At 36.4% G+C, this 25652-nt stretch carries 20 protein-coding genes and 4 tRNA genes; 4 read left to right on the forward strand and 20 right to left on the reverse strand.

Annotation, left to right across the window (positions count from 1 at the left end):
- Positions 1-31 precede the first annotated feature (31 nt).
- The 20 genes from trpE to ABXT69_RS06770 form a co-directional block, all read right to left on the reverse strand.
- Positions 32-1486: an anthranilate synthase component I gene (trpE, locus tag ABXT69_RS06675; protein WP_416677524.1), complete on the reverse strand. Its 1455-nt coding sequence runs from the start codon at positions 1484-1486 to the stop codon at positions 32-34.
- A gap of 160 nt (positions 1487-1646) precedes the next feature.
- A complete protein-coding gene (gene rpoC / locus ABXT69_RS06680) occupies positions 1647-5828 on the reverse strand; it encodes a DNA-directed RNA polymerase subunit beta' (protein WP_416677525.1) in 4182 nt (1393 codons plus the stop codon).
- Between the two features lie 14 nt (positions 5829-5842).
- Positions 5843-9925, reverse strand: coding sequence for a DNA-directed RNA polymerase subunit beta (gene rpoB / locus ABXT69_RS06685; protein WP_416677527.1), 4083 nt, complete (start codon positions 9923-9925; stop codon positions 5843-5845).
- A gap of 97 nt (positions 9926-10022) precedes the next feature.
- Positions 10023-10403 (reverse strand): 50S ribosomal protein L7/L12, encoded by a 381-nt coding sequence (gene rplL, locus ABXT69_RS06690; RefSeq protein ID WP_416677529.1) that lies wholly within the window; start codon positions 10401-10403, stop codon positions 10023-10025.
- 27 nt (positions 10404-10430) lie between these two features.
- The gene (rplJ, locus tag ABXT69_RS06695; RefSeq protein WP_416677531.1) at positions 10431-10949 is read right to left on the reverse strand and encodes a 50S ribosomal protein L10; all 519 of its coding nucleotides are present in this window, start codon (positions 10947-10949) and stop codon (positions 10431-10433) included.
- Between the two features lie 220 nt (positions 10950-11169).
- On the reverse strand, positions 11170-11865 hold the full coding sequence (rplA, locus tag ABXT69_RS06700; protein ID WP_416677533.1) for a 50S ribosomal protein L1: 696 nt from the start codon (positions 11863-11865) through the stop codon (positions 11170-11172).
- A 2-nt stretch (positions 11866-11867) separates the two neighbouring features.
- Positions 11868-12296, reverse strand: coding sequence for a 50S ribosomal protein L11 (gene rplK / locus ABXT69_RS06705; protein ID WP_416651340.1), 429 nt, complete (start codon positions 12294-12296; stop codon positions 11868-11870).
- 71 nt (positions 12297-12367) lie between these two features.
- Positions 12368-12901 (reverse strand): transcription termination/antitermination protein NusG, encoded by a 534-nt coding sequence (gene nusG, locus ABXT69_RS06710; RefSeq protein ID WP_416677535.1) that lies wholly within the window; start codon positions 12899-12901, stop codon positions 12368-12370.
- 13 nt (positions 12902-12914) lie between these two features.
- Positions 12915-13298 carry a preprotein translocase subunit SecE gene (gene secE, locus ABXT69_RS06715; RefSeq protein WP_416677537.1) on the reverse strand — a complete coding sequence of 128 codons (384 nt, stop codon included), beginning with the start codon at positions 13296-13298 and terminating at the stop codon, positions 12915-12917.
- A 15-nt stretch (positions 13299-13313) separates the two neighbouring features.
- Positions 13314-13389 (reverse strand) — tRNA-Trp (locus tag ABXT69_RS06720).
- 59 nt (positions 13390-13448) lie between these two features.
- On the reverse strand, positions 13449-14639 hold the full coding sequence (gene tuf / locus ABXT69_RS06725) for an elongation factor Tu (protein ID WP_416677538.1): 1191 nt from the start codon (positions 14637-14639) through the stop codon (positions 13449-13451).
- Between the two features lie 30 nt (positions 14640-14669).
- Positions 14670-14745 (reverse strand) — tRNA-Thr (locus tag ABXT69_RS06730).
- Between the two features lie 15 nt (positions 14746-14760).
- Positions 14761-14834: transfer RNA gene (locus ABXT69_RS06735), tRNA-Gly, on the reverse strand.
- Between the two features lie 23 nt (positions 14835-14857).
- A tRNA-Tyr gene (locus tag ABXT69_RS06740) sits at positions 14858-14942 on the reverse strand.
- An 80-nt stretch (positions 14943-15022) separates the two neighbouring features.
- Positions 15023-16246, reverse strand: a complete 1224-nt coding sequence (locus tag ABXT69_RS06745) for a malic enzyme-like NAD(P)-binding protein (RefSeq protein ID WP_416677540.1) — start codon at positions 16244-16246, stop codon at positions 15023-15025.
- 22 nt (positions 16247-16268) lie between these two features.
- Positions 16269-17207, reverse strand: a complete 939-nt coding sequence (mdh, locus tag ABXT69_RS06750) for a malate dehydrogenase (RefSeq protein WP_416677541.1) — start codon at positions 17205-17207, stop codon at positions 16269-16271.
- 36 nt (positions 17208-17243) lie between these two features.
- Positions 17244-17972 (reverse strand): succinate dehydrogenase/fumarate reductase iron-sulfur subunit, encoded by a 729-nt coding sequence (locus ABXT69_RS06755; protein ID WP_416677543.1) that lies wholly within the window; start codon positions 17970-17972, stop codon positions 17244-17246.
- Positions 17969-19897 carry a fumarate reductase/succinate dehydrogenase flavoprotein subunit gene (locus tag ABXT69_RS06760; protein ID WP_416677545.1) on the reverse strand — a complete coding sequence of 643 codons (1929 nt, stop codon included), beginning with the start codon at positions 19895-19897 and terminating at the stop codon, positions 17969-17971. The genes ABXT69_RS06755 and ABXT69_RS06760 overlap by 4 nt, the downstream gene beginning before the upstream one ends.
- The gene (locus ABXT69_RS06765) at positions 19884-20489 is read right to left on the reverse strand and encodes a hypothetical protein (RefSeq protein ID WP_416677547.1); all 606 of its coding nucleotides are present in this window, start codon (positions 20487-20489) and stop codon (positions 19884-19886) included. Before ABXT69_RS06765 ends, ABXT69_RS06760 begins: the two co-directional genes overlap by 14 nt.
- A 162-nt stretch (positions 20490-20651) precedes the next feature.
- Complete coding sequence (locus tag ABXT69_RS06770; RefSeq protein WP_416679575.1) at positions 20652-21992, reverse strand: NAD(P)-binding domain-containing protein; 1341 nt, start codon at positions 21990-21992, stop codon at positions 20652-20654.
- Between the two features lie 133 nt (positions 21993-22125).
- Here ABXT69_RS06770 and mraZ point away from each other — a divergent pair, with 133 nt between their 5' ends.
- The 4 genes from mraZ to ABXT69_RS06790 all read left to right on the forward strand — a co-directional run bounded on the left by mraZ (position 22126) and on the right by ABXT69_RS06790 (position 25651).
- Positions 22126-22578 carry a division/cell wall cluster transcriptional repressor MraZ gene (gene mraZ / locus ABXT69_RS06775; RefSeq protein ID WP_416677549.1) on the forward strand — a complete coding sequence of 151 codons (453 nt, stop codon included), beginning with the start codon at positions 22126-22128 and terminating at the stop codon, positions 22576-22578.
- A gap of 30 nt (positions 22579-22608) precedes the next feature.
- Entirely contained in the window at positions 22609-23535 is a 927-nt protein-coding gene (gene rsmH / locus ABXT69_RS06780) for a 16S rRNA (cytosine(1402)-N(4))-methyltransferase RsmH (protein WP_416677551.1), read from the forward strand.
- 89 nt (positions 23536-23624) lie between these two features.
- Positions 23625-23804 carry a hypothetical protein gene (locus tag ABXT69_RS06785; RefSeq protein WP_416677553.1) on the forward strand — a complete coding sequence of 60 codons (180 nt, stop codon included), beginning with the start codon at positions 23625-23627 and terminating at the stop codon, positions 23802-23804.
- The gene (locus ABXT69_RS06790; protein WP_416677555.1) at positions 23801-25651 is read left to right on the forward strand and encodes a peptidoglycan D,D-transpeptidase FtsI family protein; all 1851 of its coding nucleotides are present in this window, start codon (positions 23801-23803) and stop codon (positions 25649-25651) included. The genes ABXT69_RS06785 and ABXT69_RS06790 overlap by 4 nt, the downstream gene beginning before the upstream one ends.
- Position 25652: the final 1 nt, after the last annotated feature.

The raw sequence follows: 25652 nt of genomic DNA on the forward strand, positions 1-25652 counted from the left end.
TCAGCTATATAAAAATAAACTAATGTATAGGTTAGATATTTTGCGCAGCCTTAATCAAAGCTTGAGCTTTATCCATAGTTTCTTGCCACTCCATTTCAGGCAAAGAATCATAAACAATTCCTGCTCCAGCTTGGACATATAATCTCTGATCTTTGATAACAGCGGTTCTGATAGCTATTGCAAGATCCATTCCACCATGCCACGATAAATTACCAATAGCTCCAGAATAAATATTACGCTTTAAATCTTCAACTTCATCAATAATTTCCATTGCCCTTACTTTTGGTGCACCACTTAATGTACCTGCTGGAAAAGTAGCTCTAAGAACATCAATAGAGCTCATATTTTCTTTTAACTCACATTCCACATTTGAAACAATATGCATAACATGAGAGTAGCGCTCTATAAACATTTTATCTGTAAGAGTAACACTTCCAGTTTTAGCAATTCTGCCTAAATCATTTCTACCAAGATCAATTAACATTAAATGTTCAGCAATTTCTTTTTCATCTGATAAGAGGTCTTTTTCTAACTTAAGGTCTTCTTCAAGTGTTTTCCCTCTTGAGCAAGTTCCCGCTATAGGCCTTATGGTTGCGATATTATTGTTATCCACCCGTGTTAATATTTCAGGAGAGGAGCCAACTATTGCAAAGTCATTTAAATTAAGAAAATACATATATGGAGAAGGATTAAGTATTCTTAATTGCCGGTAAAGCTCAACAGGATTTGACTTAAAGGCACAGCTTAATCGTTGAGATGGAACAACCTGCATAACATCCCCTGCTTTAATGTATTTTTGAACTTTCTCAACAGCACTTATATAATTTTCTCTTCCAAAGCTTGATACAAAATCTTCTGACTTTATATTTTCAGAAGGAGTAGATGAATATTCAAATGATTTCTTAATATTAGCTTCAATTAAACTAAGCTTTTCAAGACCCTCTTCAAATGACTCTTCATTAGGATTAACATGAGTAATTATGTGCACTTTACTAGTTAAATTATCAACTACCAAAAGATCATTTGAAACCATTAATAAAATATCTGGAACATTTAGCTCGTCAGTTTTATTTATATGTGCCAGTTTTGGCTCTATATAACGAACTATTTCATATCCAAAGTATCCAACTAATCCACCATTAAAATCGGGCAGACTATCTAACTGTGGAACTTTAAATTGATTTTGGTATTCTTCAATCCACGCAAGCGGATCCTCTACTAACTTCTCGTGTATTAATTTTCCATTTTTTTCAACTTGAACTTCATAGTTGTAAACTTTAATTACCGTTTCAGCAGCTAATCCAATAAATGAATATCGCCCCCATTTTTCACCACCTTGAACAGATTCTAAAAAGTAACTATAAGGATTATTAGCAAGCTTAAGATACAAAGCCAGAGGCGTTGCCGTGTCAATAACAACCTCTTTAGAAAGAGGGATATGATTAAAGCCTTCATTAATAAGGCTGTTGAATTTTGACTTTTGCATGGGTGTATTTTAGCATTACCCAGATTACGAAATCTTTAGATTGATTACTCAGTGAGAGGCTTTTTTTAAATAGTTAAATTGAGATTCCACTTAAATACAAAAAAAGGCACTCCAATTTAAGAACTAAATTGAAATGCCTTTAATTTAAAATTAAACCTTATTACTCTTCCACCTCAACTTCACTCAACTGAGCAGATAGCTCTTGCTCAGCATCGCTTGTCTGCATAAATGAGGCATCTATGCGCTTTCTTCTCTTTTCCTGGTGATGTTTAAATCCAGTACCAGCAGGAATAAGTCTACCTACAATTACATTCTCTTTAAGTCCTCTAAGATCATCTACTCTTCCTGTAATTGAGGCCTCAGTAAGAACTCTTGTAGTCTCTTGGAAAGAAGCAGCAGAAATAAATGACTCAGTAGATAATGAAGCTTTTGTAATACCCATTAGCAATCTTTGGAATATAATCTCATCTTTCTTTTGCGCTCTTAACTGCTTATTTTTCTCTACAACATGAACAAATTCAGCAGTCTCACCATTTACATAATTAGAGTCTCCATTATCAATAATTTCAACTTTTCTAAGCATTTGTTTAACAACTACCTCAATATGCTTATCAGAAATCTTAACTCCCTGAAGCCGATAAACATTTTGAACTTCTCTAACCATATAGTTAGCTAAAGCTTCAACACCTAATAAACGGAGAATATCATGCGGATTGTATGGACCATCTGAAATCACATCGCCTTTTTCAACAGTTTCACCATCAAATACGTTAATTGCCCTCCAATGATGAATCATCATTTCAGTTACATCGCCATCTTCATTCGTAATTAGCATACGTACTTTTGACTTGGTAGGACTTCCAAAACTAATAACGCCGACTGTTTCAGCTAGAATTGCATGATCCTTAGCTTTACGTGCTTCAAATAAATCAGCAACTCGTGGCAAACCACCAGTAATGTCACTTGTTTTTGAAACAGCTTTAGGAATTTTAGCAAGTATTGAACCTGCATCAATAAGCTGGCCATCTTCTAGATTTATTTTAACTCCTGACGGCAAATAGTGAGTTGACAATATCGATTTTTTTTCCTTTTTATCAACCAATTGAAGCATTGGCTTCATATCTTTTGCTGCTGAAGTTCTTTGTGCTTCCTCAATTATTTCAAAGAAGATTAGACCAGTAAGTGGGTCAGAGTTTTTGACAACTGTTAAACCCTCAACAAAATCGATGAATGAAACTCTTCCCGAATTTTCAGCTATGATTGGGTGAGTATGCGGATCCCAATCAGCAATCTTATCTTTAGCCTTGACCTTACCACCATCTTTAAAGTGAACAATGGCTCCATAAGGAAGCTTGTAGCGTTCTTTTACTTGGCCTAGTTCATTTCTAATAGAAGCTTCAGAAGATCTTGAAACAACAACAAAATCACCACTAGCATTTTTAATAGACTTCATATTTTCAAAATGAACAATACCATTCGTATTGATATTAATACTATTAACTGCAGTAGATGAACTAGCAGCACCACCAATATGGAAAGTACGCATTGTTAGCTGAGTTCCAGGCTCACCTATTGATTGAGCAGCAATAACACCAACAGCTTCACCAACGCCTATTTTATGGCCTCTTGCCATATCATTTCCATAGCAAGCTGCACAAACACCATAAGATAATTCACAAGTAATTGCAGAACGTACTTGAATAAATTCAATACCTAACTCATTAATTTTATCTGAATCATCCAATGTTATTAAATGGTCTTTCATTAATAGTACATCTTTAGAATTTGGTACCAATATATCTTCAGAGACTACCCTACCAAGAACTGCAGTTCCTAATGTTTGAACTACATTTCCTCCATCAATAACGGATTTCATTACTAAGCCATTCTTAGTTCCACAATCTTCCTCTGTTACGACTAAATCTTGTCCTACATCAACTAATCGACGAGTCAGATAGCCAGAGTTCGCAGTTTTTAATGCTGTATCAGCTAAACCTTTACGAGCTCCATGAGTAGAAATAAAGTACTGCATATTATTTAGACCCTCACGAAAATTACTTGTAATTGGAGTCTCAATAATAGATCCATCTGGCTTTGCCATTAGACCGCGCATTCCTGCCAACTGACGTATCTGTGCAGGAGAGCCTCGAGCTCCAGAATCAGACATCATATAGATTGAATTAAAAGATGGTTTCTTTTCTATCTTTCCTTTAGCATCAACTATATCTTCATAGCCAACCTTATCCATCATAGCTTTAGCAACTTCCTCTGAAGTTCTTGACCAAATATCAATAACTTTATTATAACGCTCACCATTAGTAACAACACCAGAAGCAAATTGTTGTTGGACATCTTTAACTTGGGCAGAAGCCTTATTAATCATCTCAGCTTTTTCACTAGGAATAATCATATCATTTGAGCAAAATGATATTCCTGATTTAGTTGAGTATTCAAATCCCATATACATCATTTGATCAGCAAAAATTACAGTTTCTTTAAGTTCTTGAGACCTATAGCAAACATGTATTAAGTTTGAAACTACTTTTTTAGTTAAAGCTTCATTAATTAAATCAAATGACAACCCTTTAGGCAAAATTCTAGAAAAAATTGCTCTGCCAATGGTAGTATCAATAATACGAGTACTTGAAGGAGTGAAAACAGAATCTATCTTCTTATAATCTTGAATTCTTAATTTAATCTTAGCATGAAGACTAACTAACTTTGCGTCATAAGCAGAAAGTGCCTCATTAGTATTAGCAAAAATCATACCTTCACCTTGTTGATTAACCATCTCTCTAGTCATATAGTAAAGACCAAGGATTACGTCTTGAGATGGGATAATAATTGGGTCACCACTGGCTAAATGAAGAATATTATTTGACGCCAGCATTAGAGTTCTTGCCTCCAATTGAGCCTCCTCAGAAAGTGGCACATGAACAGCCATCTGATCACCATCAAAGTCCGCATTAAACGCAGTACAAACTAAAGGATGAAGCTGAATAGCTTTTCCTTCTATCAAAAGTGGTTCAAAAGCTTGAATACCAAGTCTGTGAAGCGTAGGCGCACGATTTAATAAAACAGGATGTTGATGAACAACTCTTTCAAGAATATCCCAAACTTCAGGAATTTCACTTTCAACCATCTTCTTTGCAGCTTTAATAGTTGAAGCTAAGCCATTAGCTTGAAGACGATTATATATAAAAGGTTTAAAAAGCTCTAAAGCCATCTTCTTAGGAAGTCCACACTGATGAAGCTTTAAATATGGACCACAAACAATTACTGAGCGTCCTGAATAATCAACTCTTTTTCCAAGTAAGTTTTGACGGAATCGTCCTTGCTTACCTTTAATCATATCTGCAATTGATTTAAGAGGGCGTCTATTATTACCCATTACAGCACGACCACGACGGCCATTATCAATTAAAGAGTCGACAGCTTCCTGAAGCATACGTTTTTCATTTCTTACAATGATTTCAGGTGCATCAAGCTCTAATAATCTTCCAAGACGGTTATTTCTATTAATTACTCGGCGATATAAATCATTCAAATCAGATGTTGCAAAACGACCACCATCTAAAGGAACCAAAGGTCTTAAATCTGGAGGAAGAATCGGAAGCACATTCAAAACCATCCATTCTGGTTTGTTTCCTGATTTTATTAATGAATCAACTAACTTAAGGCGTTTATTGATTTTCTTAAGTTTAGTTTGTGATTTTGTATTAAGAGCATCATCACGCAAATTTGCAGCTTCTTTTTCAAGTTGCATTTCTGAAAGAACATCCTGCATTGCCTCTGCACCCATCTTTGCAACAAACTCATCATCACCATATTGATCTAAAGCATCATAATACATCTCTTCAGTAAGAAGTTGTTTTTTGATTAATGGCGTACTACCAGGATCAGTTACCAAAAAAGCTTCGAAATAAAGAACCCTTTCAATATCTTTTAAAGTCATATCCATAAGCAAGCCTAATCTTGAAGGCAATGACTTAAGATACCAAATATGTGCAACTGGAGCAGCCAGCTCGATATGACCCATTCTCTCTCGCCTTACTTTAGAAAGAGTAACTTCAACGCCACATTTTTCACATACAACATTTCTAAACTTCATGCGCTTATATTTACCACACAAACATTCAAAATCCTTCATTGGACCAAAAATCTTAGCACAAAATAAACCCTCTCTTTCTGGTTTAAAAGTTCTATAGTTGATAGTTTCAGGTTTTTTTACTTCACCAAATGACCATGAACGAATTTTTTCAGGGGAAGCAAGTCCAACTCTTATTGCATCAAAATCTTGATCTTTATTTTGCTGTTTTAAAATTTGTAATAAATCTTTCAAATTATTCTCCTAATTTAATGTTGTTCAAGTTCAGTATCAATACCTAGAGATCGTATTTCTTTCACAAGAACATTAAACGATTCTGGCATTACAGACTCAGTACGATTTTCACCATCCACTATATTTTTGTACATCTTTGCTCTTCCAGTAACATCATCAGACTTAACCGTTAACATCTCTCGAAGCGTATAAGCTGCACCATAAGCCTCAAGCGCCCAAACTTCCATTTCACCAAACCTTTGACCACCAAATTGAGCTTTACCACTCAGTGGTTGTTGAGTTACTAATGAATATGGCCCCGTAGAGCGAGCATGCATCTTGTCATCAACCAAATGATTAAGCTTAAGCATGTGCATATATCCGACGGTTATATCACGATCAAATGCATCTCCTGTTCGTCCATCAAATAATTGAATTTGACCACTCTCAGGCAAACCTGCCATCTTAAGTAAAGACTTAATATCATCTTCTTTTATTCCATCAAACACCGGAGTCGCCATTGGAACACCAGAGCGAAGATTATTAGCTAATTCTAATATCTCATCATCACTAAATGACTTTAAGTCTTCAGCCTTTCCATAACTATTATAAATAGAATCGAGCATTGAACGGATTTGCTTAATAGTATCTTTACGATGCTCATCTAGTAAATCACCAATCTTTTGTCCCAAGCCCTTAGCAGCCCAACCTAAGTGAACTTCAAGCACCTGTCCAACATTCATACGTGACGGGACACCAAGCGGATTAAGAACAACATCAACTGGTGTACCATCTGCAAGATGTGGCATATCTTCAACCGGAGATACACGTGAAATAACACCTTTATTGCCATGTCGTCCAGCCATCTTATCTCCAACCTGGAGAGTTTTACGGGTTGCCACATAAACCTTCACCATCTTTTGAACACCTGGTGGTAATTCAGCTCCCTCTTTAATCTTAGCACTTTCTTGTTCATAAAAAAGCTCAAACTCTTCTTGTTTTGCTTTCGATTGCTTAATAAGTGCAGCAACTTCTTTATTTACAGCTGCATCTTTAACTTTTAATTTTGCTAATTCACCATTTTCTAGGGACTTTAGATCCTTAGAAGCTAATTTATCGCCACTTTTAATGCTTCCAATATTACTAGTTGAAACGTTTCCAGAAAGTTTTAAACGAATTCGGCGAAAGATGTCTCCATCAATAATTCCAAACTCATCATCAATATCTTTCTTAATAGTTTCTAAACGTTCCTCATCAATAACAAGCGCACGAGAATCTTTTGCAATCCGATCCTTAGTGAATATCTGAACATCAATTACCACTCCCGACTTTGAAGCACCCATTCTTAGAGAAGTATCCTTTACATTATTAGCTTTTTCTCCAAATATAGCTCTCAATAGTTTCTCTTCAGGAGAAAGCACTGTTTCACTTTTAGGAGTAACCTTTCCAACAAGAATATCGCCACCCTTTACTCGAGCGCCAACATACACAATACCAACATCATCAAGCTTTGATAGCGCAGATTCACTCACGTTAGGAATATCTGCAGTAACCTCTTCTGCACCAAGTTTTGTATCCCTAGCATAAGCTGTCAACTCTTCAATATGAATTGAAGTATAACGGTCTTCCTGGACAACTTTTTCAGATATTAGTATTGAATCTTCAAAGTTATATCCATTCCAAGGCATAAACGCAATCATCATATTTTGACCTAGTGCTAACTCACCTAAATCTGTAGATGGGCCATCTGCCAAAACGTCACCTGCAACAATCTTATCGCCTGGCTGAACAAGTGGCTTTTGATTTATACAAGTATTTTGATTTGAACGAGAATATTTGACCAAACTATAAATATCAACTCCAAGCTCTCCAGCCTTTGCTTGTTTAGAATCAACTCGAATTACTATTCTAGAAGCATCTACTGTTTCAACAACTCCGTCATGATTTGCAACAACACAGACTCGAGAATCAGTTGCAACAACGCGTTCAATACCTGTTCCAACTAAGGGTTTCTCAGCTCTAAGTACAGGCACTGCTTGACGCTGCATATTTGAACCCATTAATGCGCGGTTAGCATCATCATGCTCAAGAAATGGAATAAGTGATGCAGCTACTGATGATATTTGTTTTGAGTCAATATCAATCAATGTCACTTCAGATTTATCTACCAGTACAAATTCATTTTTATGTCTTCCTGAAACAAGATCATCTATCAAATAACCCTTGCCATCTAATTTAGAATTTGCCTGAGCTATCGTATGATCAATTTCATCAATTGCTGATACATAGACAATTTCTTTAGTAACCAATCCTTTTTTTACTACTTGGTATGGAGTTTCTAAAAAACCATAATCATTCGTTCTCGCATAAACAGCCAAAGTATTAATCAACCCAATATTTGGACCTTCTGGTGTTTCAATTGGACATAATCTACCATAATGAGATGGATGAACATCACGAACTTCAAAACCAGCACGCTCCCGTGTAAGACCACCTGGGCCTAAGGCAGATATTCGGCGTTTATGAGTTACACCCGACAATGGATTTACTTGATCCATAAATTGCGATAACTGCGAAGAACCAAAAAATTCTCTAACTGCAGCTGAAACTGGCTTAGAATTAATAAGATCTTGTGGAGTTAATTCATCTGTTTCAGCAAGATTTAACCCCTCTTTCACTGCTTTTTCTACACGAATAAGACCAATTCTAAACTGGTTTTCAATCATTTCACCAATCGCTCTTACTCGTCTATTCGCTAAAGTATCAACGTCATCTACAACATCATGTCCATTTTTAATGTCAATTAACTGCTTAATTACATTGATAATATCATCATGTGTAAGAACATGCTCACCTGTTTCACTTTCAACACCTAGCCTTCTATTTAGCTTCATTCGGCCAACACGAGAAAGATCATAACGATCATTATTAAAAAATAGATTGGAGAAAAGTGTATTAACTGCATCTTCAGTTGCAGGCTCACCCGGTCTCATTACATGATAAATTGACATGCGTGCTTCAATTTCTGTTTGCAACTCATCAAGACGTAAAGTGTCAGAAATATAAATTCCATTTTCAGCATCATTAAGATAGATAATGTTGATTTTTTTAATCTTAGTTGCTAATAACGCTTCAATAGAGTCTTCGGTTATCAATGAATTTGCGGCTAATAAAATTTCACCAGTATCCGTATCAATTATATCTGAGGAAATTACTTTCCCAATAAGGTACTCAAGAGGTGCATTGATTGATTCTATTTTTGCTTCTTGAAGAATTTTTGCATGCTTCGCTGTAATACGACGACCTTGCTCAACGATAACATCCTTACCAACCTTGATATCAAATTCTGCAATAATTCCTTTCAAACGCTCAGGTTTTATTACTAAATCACATGATTTAGATTTTAATTTAACAACAATGTGCTCAAAAAAAGTATCAATAATATCATTTGTAGACTGTCCCATTGCTCGTAGCAAAGAAGTGACAGGTAATTTCCTTCTTCTATCAATTCTAACAAACAAATGCTCATGATGATCAAATTCAAAGTCTAACCATGAGCCACGATAAGGAATAATACGTGAAGAGAATAATATTTTTCCAGATGAATGAGTCTTCCCTTTATCATGCTCAAAAATAACTCCTGGAGAACGATGAAGTTGAGAAACCACAACACGCTCTGTACCATTAATAACAAAAGTTCCAGTATCAGTCATCAATGGGAGTTGGCCTAGATAAACACTTTCTTCAATAATTTGCTTAACACGACGCTTCTTCTTTAAATTAGAACCATTTTTGTCAAAAAGAACCAAGTTAAGTTTAACCTGCAAGGTTGCAGCATAAGTTACTCCACGAAGCTTACACTCTTTAACATTGTATTTCGGTTCCTGAAGCTCATAATCTAAATATTCAATTTCAGCATAACCATTTAGTGCTGTAATTGGAAATACGGAATGAAAAACAGAGTGCAAACCAATATTTTCTTTTTCAGATGCTCCTTTTTGTATAAAGGCATTAAATGAATTAATCTGAATGGACAATAAATCTGGTTCTTTAAGTATAGACTCTCTTGTTCCAAAATTATTTCTGATACGTTTTTTTTCTGTAAATGAATAAGTCATGGATGCCTCATATTAATCAATAAATGGTTTTCAAAATTACTTCTAAAAAAACACCAAAATCCCCTTTTGGAGATTTTGGTTTGTAGCATTGAACAAATTACTTAAGCTCTACGCTAGCGCCAGCCTCTTCAAGCTGCTTTTGAATATCATCAGCTTCCGCTTTTGATGCACCTTCTTTAATTGCTGCAGGTGCACTTTCAACAAGGTCTTTAGCCTCTTTAAGACCTAACCCTGTAATAGTACGAACAGCTTTAATAACTGCAACTTTCTTATCACCAAAACTTGTTAGCATTACATTGAACTCAGTCTTTTCTTCAGCTGCTGCTCCAGCATCTGCTGCTGCCGCAACCGGGGCCGCTGCAACCACTGCTGCAGAAACTCCAAACTTCTCTTCCATTGCTGATACTAGCTCAACAACATCCATTACAGACATGTCTGCAATTGCACCTAAAATATCTTCATTGCTTAATTTCGCCATGATTTTAACTCCTCTATATAATTATTATTATTTTTGATCACGAACAGCTGCTACAACACGAGTTAACTTCGTTGGAACTTCGTTTAAAGTTCTAACTAATTTCTCAGTTGGTGCAAGCATCAACGCCATCAACATACTGATTGCTTGATCTTTGGTTGGTAGGCTAGCGATTCTCTTTAATTGATCTGCATCAATAAATTCACCGGATACTCCCAAACCTTTAACAACTAATGCCTCATTATCTTTAATGAAGTCACTGAAAACACGTGCTACAGCACCCGGATCTTCTTGAGAAAAACCCAAAATAACCGGTCCACTTAAGACTGGGATAATACATTCACACCCTGTCTCAGCTAACGCCCTCTTTGCAAGCGTATTTTTAACAACACGCAAAGAAACATCTGCTTCCATAGCAGCATTTCGCAAATTAGTCATTTGTCCAACATTCAATCCACGATACTCAGCAACACCGACAGACACAGCACCATTAGCTACTGCGTTTACCTGTTCGACGACTGCTTTTTTTGCTTCAAGATTTAGAGCCATAATCTCTCCTGAACAATTAAAAAATGAAAGCTATAAAACTACAACTTTCGCCACAAGGTATTTCCATACCCTCTACATAGGCAAATTGAAGAATCAATTTATTAAGCAACAAATTATCATCAATCTGTCGCACCTATGGTCTTTGAGGCATAACAAGTTACCTTGTTGCCCAAAGAATTTCTTAGCTAATAATTATTAAATTATCAGCATTTAAATCTATTTAAATATCAACACTTGCACCATCAACACTAAGGCCTGGGCCCATAGTCGACGAAACACTTACTTTTTTAATATAAATACCTTTTGCCGAACTTGGTTTAGCTTTTTTAATCGCATCAATTAGTGCAACAATATTTTCTTCTAACGCCTTCACATCAAAAGAAGCTTTTCCAATACCAGCGTGAATAATTCCAGCTTTATCAGCGCGGTAACGCACTTGACCTGCTTTTGCATTCTTTACAGCAGTAGCAACGTCAGGCGTTACAGTTCCAACTTTTGGATTTGGCATCAATCCACGAGGTCCAAGAACCTGGCCTAATCTTCCAACAACACCCATAGCATCTGGAGATGCAATAACTACATCATAATTTAAATCTCCATCTTGCATACTCTTCATTAGATCATCCATACCTACAATATCAGCACCAGCATCAGTTGCTTTTTGAGCATTTTCACCTTGAGTAAAAACAGCCACTCGGACAACTTTTCCAGTTCCATTAGGAAGGACAACTGCACCACGAACATTTTGGTCTGATTTTTTTGTATCGATACCTAAGTTAATACTTACATCGACCGACTCATCAAACTTAGCTGAAGCACAATCTTTGACTAATGCTAAAGCTTCAGTAATTGCGTACTTAGAGCCTTCTTTAATTTTTAAAGCACTTGCTTTTTGATTTTTTGATAAATTAGCCATTATTAACCCTCCACCACAATGCCCATTGAGCGAGCAGTGCCCGCAACAATTTGAACCGCTGCATCTAAATCATTTGCATTTAAGTCCTTCATTTTTATATTCGCAACTTCTTCTAATTGAGCACGAGTAACTTTACCAACCTTATTAAGATGTGGTTCACCACTTCCTTTTTCAATACCTGTAACTTTAAGAAGCAAAACTGCTGCAGGAGGAGTCTTCGTTATAAATGTAAAACTACGATCACTGTAAACAGTAATAATTACAGGTACTGGCATCCCTTTATCAAGCTCTTGTGTTTGAGCATTAAACGCCTTACAAAAATCCATAATATTTACACCATGTTGACCCAATGCTGGACCAACTGGTGGTGAAGGATTTGCCTCTGCTGCAGGAACCTGCAATTTAATATATGACTCAATTTTTTTTGCCATTTTTATCTCCTATGGGTTCAAACGCTTTTAAGCTCCCCGTTAACAAATTCAGTCGCTTCTGACTGACTAACTTATGTCTTCTCTACTTGAGAAAACTCTAATTCAACTGCAGTTGTTCGGCCAAAAATTAAAACCTCTACAGTCAACAAACTTTTTTCATAATTAACACTTTCAACTGTTCCATTAAATTCATTAAATGGACCTTCAGTAACCAAAACTTCTTCACCTGGTTGAAATGCAACCTTAGGCTTAGGCTTGTCAGCACCTTCTTGAACGCGTGCGAAAATTCTATCAACTTCTCTCTGAGTTATTGGAGAAGGTTTTCCTGATGAGCCGCCTATAAATCCTATAACGTTATTAGTGTTCTTAACTAATAACCAGCTAGGTTCAGTAAGCTCCATCTTTATAAGCATGTAGCCTGGGAAAAATTTACGCTCAGTTTCTTTTTTCTTTCCAGCTTTTAGCTCAACTACTTGTTCAGTTGGAATAAGAATCTCATCAACTAAATCTTCAATACCTTCTCTAGTCACAGCTTCTTCAATAGCTATTTTAACTTTCGCTTCATAGCCGCTTCTAGCATGGATTACAAACCAATTCTTAGACATAATAATCCTTTACTTAAAAAATATTAATTGACGAAATTGATTGAACACCCCAAGTAAAGAATGCATCAACAATCCAAAGGAAAATTGCAACTATAACTACTGCAACCATAATGATTCCAGTTGTTTTTATTGTTTCTTGACGAGTCGGCCAAACAACCTTACGTAATTCAATTCGTGTCTCTTTCAAAAAATGAACAAATCTATCACCTTGCTCAGATTTCACAAAAACAGTAACCGCTATAACAAAAACTACAAGGGTTACTAAAACTTTAGTAAGTGCATTAAATCCTAAAGGATTGACATAATATAAAGCAAGTCCAGCAACTACTATTAAAACTGCTAAGATAGTTTTCCACTGATCAGAACCACTCTTTAAATTTTCTATTTGTTTAGCCACACATATCCTTTAATTTGGCAGGCAAGGAGGGACTCGAACCCCCAACCAATGGTTTTGGAGACCACTACTCTACCAATTGAGCCACTTGCCTAAATATCAAACCCTAAAAAGTGACCACTCATAAAAAGCAACCACTTACTAAATTAACTTTTAACTCGTAATTTTCGAGACGACTCCAGCACCTACTGTGCGTCCACCCTCTCTAATTGCAAATCTTAATCCTTCTTCCATTGCAATCGGAGCTAGTAACTCAATTGACATCTTCACATTGTCACCTGGCATAACCATTTCAACGCCTTTTGGCAGTTCGCATGCACCAGTAACGTCTGTTGTTCTGAAGTAGAACTGAGGACGATAATTGTTAAAGAATGGAGTATGACGTCCACCTTCTTCTTTACTTAAAACATATATCTCTGCTTCAAACTTAGTGTGCGGGTTAATCGTACCTTTTTTAGCAAGTACTTGACCACGCTCAACATCTTCACGCTTCGTACCACGTAGAAGAACACCAACGTTATCCCCTGCTTCACCTGAGTCAAGCAATTTTCTAAACATTTCAACACCTGTACAAGTAGTCAACTGCGTGTCTTTAATACCAACGATTTCAATTTCATCACCAACATTAACAACACCACGCTCGATACGACCTGTTACAACCGTTCCACGACCTGAGATTGAGAACACGTCCTCAATTGGCATTAGGAATGTCTTATCTGTATCACGCTCTGGAGTTGGGATGTATGTATCTAATGCTTCAACTAACTTCATAATTGAAGGAACACCAATATCTGATGTGTCACCTTCTAATGCTTTCAAAGCTGAACCAAAAATCACTGGAGTGTCATCACCTGGGAATTCGTATTCTGTCAAAAGTTCACGGATTTCCATTTCAACAAGCTCTACTAATTCTTCATCATCAACCATATCGGCTTTGTTCATGTAAACAACGATGTAAGGAACACCCACTTGACGAGACAATAGAATGTGCTCACGCGTTTGAGCCATTGGTCCATCAGTTGCAGCAATTACAATAATAGCGCCGTCCATTTGAGCAGCACCTGTAATCATGTTCTTAACGTAGTCGGCGTGTCCTGGGCAATCAACGTGAGCATAGTGACGAGCCGCTGACTCATACTCTACGTGCGCTGTTGAGATCGTGATACCACGCTCTCTTTCTTCAGGAGCATTATCAATATTTGCATAATCCTTAAATTCACCACCGTTCATCTCAGCCATAACCTTAGTAAGGGCTGCAGTTAAAGTAGTTTTTCCATGGTCAACGTGACCAATTGTTCCCACATTTACGTGTGGTTTGGTTCTTTCAAATTTCTCTTTTGCCATTTCTAATCTCCTATATTCATTCAATTTGCGTGGAGCTCACCACCGGATTTGAACCGGCGACCTCTTCCTTACCAAGGAAGTGCTCTACCGACTGAGCTAGGTGAGCACAGCCCTAACCACATGGAGCGGGTGATGGGAATCGAACCCACCTCATTAGCTTGGAAGGCTAAGGTAATACCAATATACGACACCCGCAATTTCTTATTCTCATGTTCTTCTGGTGGAGGGAGTTGGATTCGAACCAACGTACTCAGAGAGAACGGATTTACAGTCCGTCGCCTTTAACCACTCGGCCACCCCTCCAAAAAAACAATCGGACATTATCCCATAACTAATTTAGCTTAGCAAGGATTAAATATAGTAATTAAAAGGTTATTCGTTGATTATTTTTGCCTTGAAGCGCCACTTGCAACTGCTGCCTCAAATATTGCTTTTGGGACAACCTCAATTAGCCTTGGATCGAAAGGTTTTGGAATAAAATAGTCTTTACCAAAAGTAAAACTACTATCTTTATAAATCGCTATTAATTCTTTAGGAGCTGGTAGCTTAACCAAGTCTTTGAGTGCATGCACTGCAGCAACCTTCATTTCAGTATTAATAATTTTAGAGTTGGCATCAAGCGCTCCTCTAAAAATATAAGGAAAGCCAAGAACATTATTTACTTGATTTGGATAATCACTCCTTCCTGTAGCCATTAACACATCATCTCTGCAGGCGTAAACATCTACTGGGGAGATCTCTGGATCAGGGTTAGATAATGCAAAGATAATTGGTTTTTTAGCCATTGATTTAACCATCTCTTGTGTCACAAGGTTTCCTCTAGCAACACCTATGAAAACATCAGAACCATTGATGGCATCACTTAAAGTTGTTTTATCCGTATCTGCTGCAAAAGTTAGTTTTTCCTTACTTAAATTTTTACTTTTTGTTGAAACTACTCCATTACGATCGACCAAAAGAATATTACCTTTACTAAAGCCAAGTTCGAGCAATAAATTTAATGTTGCAATTCCTGCAGATCCAGCTCCAGCGCATACAATTTTCGCTTCCTTGAAGTTTTTTTCTTGGATTTCGAGTGCATTTAAAAGTCCTGCTGCGACAATAATTGCAGTTCCATGTTGGTCATCATGAAAAACAGGTATGTCTAACTCATCAATTAACCTCTTTTCAATCTCAAAGCAGCGTGGCGCAGAGATATCCTCTAAATTAATCCCACCAAATGTAGGTGCAATATTTTTAATTGTGTTAACAATCTCATCAACATCTTGCGTATCAAGCTCTATATTAAAAACATCAATACCTGCAAAACGCTTAAATAATACAGCCTTACCTTCCATCACTGGTTTTGCCGCCAAAGGCCCAACATTTCCTAAGCCTAGGACAGCTGAACCATCAGTAATTACTGCCACCAAATTACCTTTTATAGTATATTTATTAACCGCATCAGGATCTTTTACAATTTCTCTTACAGGGGCTGCAACGCCCGGACTATATGCCAAACTAAGATCTTGATCATTATCTAATTTCTTATGAGAAGTAACATTAATCTTTCCAGGCCTTCCTTCCTGGTGATAGGCTAAAGCCTTATCATGAAAAGTTTGTGACATTTTTACCTTATTTATTTATTTTTTAATTTTGAGCAACAAACTCTTCACCAATTTTAATATCAGCTCTGAGCGTTTCAAGTGCTGCATTAAGTGTTTTTTCTTCAAATGCAGAGAGATCACCAAAATCTAATATTTTCTCAACACCATTTCTACCTAAAAGAACTGGTTGAGCAAAAAAGCGAGCCATGTCTCCTGAGCCCTCGACATAAGTACACTCTATTACGCCTTCTTCACCATTAAGAGCGCGAACTAGGGACAAACCAAATTTTGCTGCTGCCTGGCCCATTGATAAAGTAGCTGAGCCACCACCAGCTTTTGCCTCAACAACCTCAGTACCTGCATTCTGAATACGTTTAGTCATCTCAGATGCACTAGCTTCGTCAAAGTCAAAGCCTGATTGAGAAAGCAGTGGAAGGATAGTAATTCCTGAGTGGCCACCAATGACAGGAACACTGACATCTTCAGGATTTAAGCCATTAACTTCAGCGACAAATGTACTAGATCGGATAATATCTAAAGTTGTTATTCCAAATAAGCGAGCTGGATCATAAACTCCTTTTTTCTTTAGAACGTCTGCTGCAATTGCAACGGTTGTGTTTACAGGATTTGTAATAATTCCAATTAAAGCCTTTGGACAAGTATATGCACATACTGAAACGAGATTTTTAACAATACCTGCATTAATATTAAAAAGATCAGATCGATCCATTCCTGGCTTACGAGCAACGCCAGCTGAAATTAATACAATATCTGCATTTACTAAAGCAGGTGAAGGGTCTTCGCCTGCAAAACCAGAAACTTTAACTGCTGTTGGTATATGACTCAAATCTGCCGCAACGCCTGGCGTCACAGGAGCAATATCATATAATGATAATTCAGTTCCATTTGGTAACTGTGTTTTCAATAATAATCCTAACGCCTGACCAATTCCACCAGCAGCACCTAAAACTACAACTTTCATAACATCTCCCTAAAAATATAAAAAATAGCTAAGCAATTATGCTAATAGCAAATTATTCATTGTAGCAATGTTGCTAACTGAAATTTCTTTTGGACAAACAGTCTCACAATGCCGATGATTTGAACAACTTCCAAACCCTTCCTCTTCCATTTGATTTATCATTCTTTCTGCACGCTGCTTACTTTCAATTTTGCCCTGGGGCAACTGCTCAAAATGATTAATCTTTGCAGCCACAAATAGACTTGCTGAAGCATTTGGACAAACTGCAACACATGCACCGCAACCAATGCAAGTTGCTGAATCAAATGCACAATCTGCATCATCTTTATTAATCAGCTGAGAGTTAGCTTCAGGGGCAGAGCCAACAGAAACAGAGATAAACCCTCCAGACTGAATAATTCGGTCAAACGCTTCTCGCTTAACAGCCAAATCTTTCATAATCGGGAAACTTTGAGCACGCCATGGCTCGATCCAGAGCTCTCTCTGATTAGCATAATCCCTCATATAAAGCTGGCAAGTAGTCGTTGCTTTCTTTTCGCCATGAGGATGACCATTAATTACCAATGAGCAGGTACCGCAAATTCCTTCTCTACAATCATAATCAAATACTACGCAATCTTCGCCTTTATCAATAAGTTTCTCATTTAAATGATCAAGCATCTCTAAAAATGAAGTGTCACTATCAATATTTTCAACATCGTAAGTTACAAAGCTTCCGTCACTACTCGTATTTTTTTGTCGCCAGATATGCAGTGTGAAATTCATTTATAGTCCCTATATGTTGGCTTAATAAATTCATAATTAAGCTCTTCTTTATGAAGTTCAGGGCCATTTTCATTAAACTCCCATGCAGCTACATAACCATAGTTCTCATCATCTCTCATAGCATCACCACTTTCAGCAAGATACTCAAGGCGCGCATGTGCGCCACAAGACTCTTCACGATCAAGGGCATCAACACACATTAGGTGGCCAAGCTCAATAAAATCTGCAACCCTACCAGCCTTTTCTAGGGTTTGATTAAAGTCAGTATCTGAGCCAGTTACTTTAATACTTTTCCAGAAATCAGACTTTAGTTTTTCAATTGATTTCACCGCCTCTTCAAGCGCTTTCTTATCTCTTGCCATTCCGCATGCAGCCCATAAGATACCTCCTACTTTTCTATGAAAATAGTCGGGAGAATGTTCTGGCATTGGCGCATTCATTAGCTTATCTATACGGCTTTTAACTGCATCAATAGAGGCTATGACCTCAGGGTGATCATTACTTACCTTTTCAAATGTTCCGCGCGCTAGATAATTAGCAACAGTTTGTGGCGCAATGAAATAGCCATCGGCTAATCCTTGCATCAGCGCAGAAGCGCCTAATCGATTTGCCCCATGATCAGAAAAATTAGCTTCGCCACAAGCAAACAACCCATCAATCGTAGTCATTAGGTTGTAATCAACCCATAAGCCACCCATTGTGTAATGCGGCGCAGGATAAATCTTCATTGGCACTTCATAAGGATTTTCACCTGTAATACTTTTGTACATATCAAACAAGTTACCGTATTTCTCTTTAACTTTATCAATACCCATTTTTTCAATGACTGAAGAAAAATCAAGATAAACACCAAGCCTTTGATCATTAATGATTGAACCAACCCCACGACCTTCATCACATATACCTTTAAGAGCTCTTGAGGCGATATCTCTTGGCACTAAATTTGCAAACGCAGGATACATTCGCTCCAGAAAATAATCTCTATTTTCTTCAGAAATTTCATTTGGATTTTTATCGCAATCTTCAATATTTTTTGGCGCCCATATTCGACCATCATTTCTTAAAGATTCACTCATTAGTGTTAATTTGGACTGACTATCACCAGTTGGTGGAACACAAGTTGGGTGAATCTGAGTGAAACTTGGATTTGCAAAATAAGCACCATTTTTATGGGCTCTCCATGTTGCAGAAGTATTGCAACCCTTCGCATTAGTTGACAGGAAGTAGGCATTACTATATCCACCAGTACACATTACAACACAATCAGCAATGTGTGAAGAAATTTCGCCCGTGATTAAATCTCGCACAACAACTCCTCGGGCCTTTCCATCAATTATTATTATTTCTAACATTTCAGATCTAGAAGTATGTTTTACTTTTCCAGATGCTATTTCTTTGCTCATTGAGCTATATGCCCCTAACAAGAGTTGCTGACCAGTTTGTCCACGCGCATAAAAAGTTCGCGAAACCTGTGTGCCACCGAATGACCTATTTGCCAAATAACCACTATATTCTCTTGCAAAAGGAACACCTTGGGAAACTGCCTGATCAATTATGTTGCAACTTAACTGAGCTAAGCGATATATATTGGACTCCCTTGCTCGGAAATCACCACCCTTAATTGTGTCATAGAAGAGTCTCCAGGTACTATCACCATCATTTTGATAATTTTTACTAGCATTAACGCCGCCCTGAGCTGCAATTGAATGCGCTCTTCTTGGGCTGTCGTTGTAACAAAAAGACTGGACATTGTAGCCTGCCTCTCCTAGTGTTGCGCATAAAGATGCGCCTGCAAGACCAGTTCCAATAACAATAATATTATATTTTTTTCTATTTTGCGGTGCAATAAGAGCTAAATCAAATTTATGTTTCTCCCATCTACCCTCTAAGGGCCCAGTCGGCACGTTTGGATTAAATTTTTGCATACAAAATACCTAGTGGAATGGAAGCATAGCCTGCCATGATTACAAAAACAATCCCAAAAGCAAAACCCTTGGGTTGTTTACTGGAAATACCTAACGTTTGAAGTACGTTTGTCAACCCATGATGTAAGTGTGTTGATATTGCAATCATTCCAAGGCCATAAATAGCCCACATCATTGGTCTTTGAAAAATTATCAGTATTTCTGAATATAAATCAACAGAGTCGATTGAAAACATTTGAACACTATGGGTAACTATAAAAATAAGAATAATAGATGCACCAGACCATGCAACTAATCTTGGTATGGCCTTAGGATAAGGCTTCTTATATCTATCACCAGAACTAACATTATTTGATAATTGCCTAGTAACTGCAGTCACAACATGAAAGATAATTGTTACGCTCAATAAGGCGATTAATATTGGCGAGAAGATTGAGCTATTGAACCAGACATAAAGTGCTGTAAAGGTTTGCTCACCAGCATGAAAAGTTAAAGCACCTAGAAGATAAAATATCAAGAAAAAAAACCAGAATAATCCAGCTAATGCCATCATTTTCTTCTGGCGTACAGTGTTATTTTTAATAGAGTTCATCTAACAGCAATATAGCCAATTAACAGCTAGTTATTATATTTTAAAAAAGAAGGAATTTTAGTCTTAATTAATCTATGTAAAGGTGTTTTTTATATGGTAATTTAAATTTTTTAGTTAATTACACATTATTTTACAAAAGTAATGTTTACTCGCTCATTTAATTCAAATATCTAAATAGGTTTCTAGAGAATCATCAAGCGCCTTCAACCATGGTGTATGGTGAGGTGGAGACTGAGTTCCTGTCATCAAAGATGCATGAGATTTATCTCTAAAAGTCATAATTCCATCTTTTTTGTCATGCTTCCAATCCATAAATGTCTTATTAACTCCTTTGATATCAAAATTGGGATAATCAGTTTCATCAATTAACATTTGAGTGTAAGCGCCTTGAAAGTCAATTGCATAAGCAACATCCTCTTGCGCTGTTTCTCTCTTATGCCATTCAAGTGTATGCGCCTGCATATCATCAAATGAAGGTAACTCTATTTTTTCAAGAATAACGTCTCTTGCATACCAAGCTTGGGCGTCAAACATATTAAAGGTATACCATTGATCTTGCATACCTAAATACATCAGCTTTGGATTTTTCTCCCAGACAACACCTTTAAATAAACCTAATGGATAAAGAATATTATTCGTTTTCAAGCGGAGTGAATCTGGCAAGAATGGGAAATGGTGAACATAACCTGTACATAATATAATTGAGTCTACATCTTTAGAGCTGTCATCGGCAAAATGAGCAGTGTTTCCTGAAACTTTAATTAATGCAGGTTTCTCCTCCCAATTATCAGGCCATCCAAAACCCATTGGAGCCTTACGATAGCTACTTGTAATAGATTTAGCTCCATATTTATAACATTGAGAACCAATATCTTCAGCGGAGTAACTGCTTCCAATTATTAAGATATCTTGGCCTTCAAACTCTAAAGCATCTCTAAAGTCATGAGCATGAAGTATTCTGCCATTGAAATGACTAAAACCATCATAATTTGGAACATTAGGAGTAGAGAAATGGCCACTAGCAACAATTACAAAATCAAATATTTCGGAGTAAGTTGTATCATCAACAAGATTACTGGCTGTGACAGTAAACTGTTCACTTTTTTCATCATATTCAACATTTCGAACGGATGTGTTAAATCGAATCATATCTCTAACGTTAGCTTTCTTAACCCTGCCTTGAATATAATCAAATAAAACCTCTCTTGGCGGAAAGGAGGCTATAGCATGACCAAAGTGCTCTTCAAAGTAATAGTCTGCAAACTCTAAGCACTCTTTTGGGCCATTTGACCAAAGATAACGGTACATACTGCTGTGTGCAATTTCGCCATGTTGATCAAGTCCAGTCCTCCAGCTGTAATTCCATAAGCCTCCCCAGTTTTCTTGCTTCTCAAAACAAACAATCTCGGGGACGATTTCACCATTTTCTTCCGCTGATTTAAAAGCTCTAAGTTGGGCGAGACCAGATGGACCAGCACCAATGATTGCTACTTTTTTATTCATCATTTTTCTCTAAGTTAGTTGATTTTTACATTAGACAATTTAAATTATAATTAGTTATGTTACACACATAGATATCAATTTAATCTTAAATATTTGTGGTAATAAGTGGTATTTAATGGTATAAAATGGTTTTATGTTTCGTGGAATCCACCTATTATCAATTGATTCGAAAGGAAGGGTAAAGATACCTATTCGCCATCAAGAACAAGTTGCCAAAATCTGCTCTGGGGAAATGGTACTTAGTATTCATCCTGATGACCCTTGCTTAGTTTTATACCCACTACCTAATTGGCAGCAACTTGAACGAAAGATTTCTGAACTCCCTTCACTAAATGTTCACTCAAAGAAAATATCCAGAAAACTTATAGGTCACGCTTGTGATTGTGACTTGGATAAAATTGGCAGGATTTTATTACCAAGCTCTCACAAGAACTATGCAAATTTAACAAATAAAGCGATTTTAAGTGGCCAAGGTACAAGCTTTGAAATTTGGGATGAAAAGGCATGGCAAGAACAAATTGAAAAACTTGAAAGATTAAGTTCTCAAAATGAGGCTCCTGAAGAGATTTCAAAACTTTCACTTTAAAGCGATGAATCAATTAAGTGCAATAACTCAATGATAGATTCAAATCATCATGAATCAGTACTCTTTAATGAGTCTATTAAAGGCCTGAATATTAGGTCTGATGGCATCTATGTTGATGCCACTCTAGGAAGATGTGGGCATACCAAGGGAATACTAAATAACCTTGGAAATTCTGGAAAAGTTATTGGCCTTGATCAAGATATGGACGCAATCAACTATGCACAAGTAAATTTTCCAGATTCACGCCTTACCCCAATCCATTGTAATTTTTCAAACCTTCAAAATATTCTTAGCCAATTGAATTTATTAGGAAAAGTAGACGGAATATTAATGGATCTTGGTATCTCTTCACCACAAATTGATAATGCTGAAAGGGGGTTTAGCTTTATGAAAGATGGCGCTCTTGATATGAGGATGGATCAAACCCAAACTATTACTGCAGCAAGCTGGTTAAGGGATAGTAGCGAAACTGAAATTGCTAATGCTCTTTTTCAGTATGGTGAAGAAAAAAGAAGTAGAATTATTGCCTCAACCATTAAAGAATATCAAAAAAATAACGACCTAAACTCGACACTTGAGCTAGCAAATATTATCTCTACTGTTGTTAGGCCTGGCAAAAAAAAGCACCCAGCAACTCGCTCATTTCAAGCCATTAGAATTGCAATTAATGATGAATTAAAAAAACTTTCAGAAGCTCTTGAACAAACTATTGATGCGTTATCTCCAAAAGGAAGACTTGTAATTATTACTTTTCACTCTATTGAAGATAGAATAGTTAAACAATTCATTCGTAAACATTCTCGACCTAAGCAACTCCCTAAAGGACTTCCAGTCATTACCAATGATGAGTCTGAATGCTTACTGAAAGATTTAGGAAAAATTAAGCCTTCTGATGAAGAGATAAAAGTGAATAGAAGAGCACGAAGTGCTATCCTCCGTTTAGTTGAAAAGTGCTAGAGATAATTAAAAAAAAATTTATTATTAATATTTTATTAATAATTTCGATCGTTTCAATTTCAATATTAAGCATTCATTGGCATCATCAAATGTATTTGCTACATAAAAACGAAAAGGTTGTTAAGTCTAATCATGAGCGCATAAATGCTCTAAATAGGCAGCTAATGATGGAATTTTCAGAGCTTGAAAGCGGCATAACGATTTATCAAAAATCAAAAGAAGAATTATTGATGTTCGTCCCAATTGAAACTGAAGAGATTTCTATATGAAGATTGCAAGGGTACAGGGTTACAGAAACAGACAAGCATTAATTAAAATTAGCTTCATTATCATAGTGTTCTTTTTTATTTATAGAGCTTTTAGTATTACCGATATTATTGCAAATGACTTGTCATTAAAACTTAAAGCCTCAAATAATTCTGAGTTTACAATTATTGAAAAATCCATAAGAGGCAATATTCTGGATAGGAATAATAATCTACTTGCTATAAATCTCATACATAAAAAAATTAATCTTGACCCAATGATCCTTCAAGATGAATATATTAATCTTTTGGCTAAAGCCTTAAATATTCCAACGGATGAATTTAGGAAAAAAATAAGTAAAAAGAGAGAAAATAAAAGAAAGTACTTTATTGTTAAAGAAAAATTAAGAGTAAATGACCCTATTCTAAGCAATATTGCTGAACTCAAAAATAAACGCGTTAACATTTGCTTGAAAGAACTTAAATTACCATCTAATAATTTGGCAGATAAAGTTAAATTACTTGTTGGCTTAAAGTTAGCAGTAAAAGAAAAAATAGAAGTGGAAAAGTGTACTAGGCAATCAATAGCTGGGGTAGCAATCGAATCTAGTGGTTTTCGCTACTATCCTAAAAAAGACTCTTTAGCGCCATTAATTGGAAAAACTAATATTAATAATATTGGAGTATTTGGTATTGAATCAGAATATGATCAATACTTAGCTGGATTTGATGGTATTAAGCGATTAGCAGATAATAAAAATGGTTCTAATATCTACTATGACCCAGAGTTAATTAAAAAATTTAAAGAAGGTGCTGATTTAAATTTAACTATTGACTCAGATATTCAATTTCACGTCTACAATGCAATCAAAGAGCAGGCAGAATTCCATGAGGCAGACTCTGCCGCTGCAATTGTTTTATCACCTAATGGTGAAATATTAGCCCTTACAAACTACCCATCAACAGATCCAAACAATCATCAAAACTATAGTGCTGATGATTATCGTAATCGTGTTTTCTCTGATAAAACTGAGCCAGGATCTACCATGAAGCCCTTTACAATGCTTCTTGCTTTAGATAAAGGCGTAATAACTGCAACAGAAGATGAATTAATTGATGTCACAACTCGTATTGGAAACATACTGCCTGACAAAAAATATACTGAGATGACGATAGAAAAAATTCTTGAAAAGTCACATAATTTAGGCACAGTAATGGTTGCAGAAAATATTGAAAATGAAGAGTTCTTCAAGACATGGAAAATGCTAGGTTTTGGAAGTTCACTTGGATTAATGCCTGGAACTGAAAATCCTGGAGTTTTAAGACATTATAGGAATTGGGGCTTAGCTGACAAACGTTCACTTTCATTTGGGCATGGTCCTATGAATACAAATCTTGCACAACTAGCAAGAGCTTATCTTGTGTTTGCCAATGAAGGCGCGATACCTTCATTAAAACTTTTTAAAAATAACAGTGCTCCTGATAATTTAGAGCAAGTCTTTTCTCCAGAATCGACTAGAAGAATAGCTGAAATACTCGACTCTGTTGTTTCAGATAATGGATCAGGTTATCGAGCAGTAATTGATGGTTACTCAGTTGCCGGAAAAACAGGCACAGCAGAAATGGTTATTGATGGAAAGTACAGCAAAGATGGCGCTAAAAGAACTTATTTCATTGGGTTTTCTCCTGCTGAAAATCCAAAATATATTATGGCAGTTAGACTTGATTACCCTAAAAAATGCTTTGTATCTTGGGATCCAACTATGAGAAATCGATGTGAAGGCTCTAATTCAGCTTCTATGGCATTTCAAAAAGCAATGAAAAGAATACTAATTAATGATCCAGATATTAAATCAAAGTTTGAAGGCTAAG

The sequence above is a fragment of the Candidatus Pseudothioglobus sp. Uisw_016 genome (genome assembly GCF_048087635.1).
In the GTDB taxonomy this organism is placed as follows: Bacteria; Pseudomonadota; Gammaproteobacteria; order PS1; family Pseudothioglobaceae; genus Pseudothioglobus.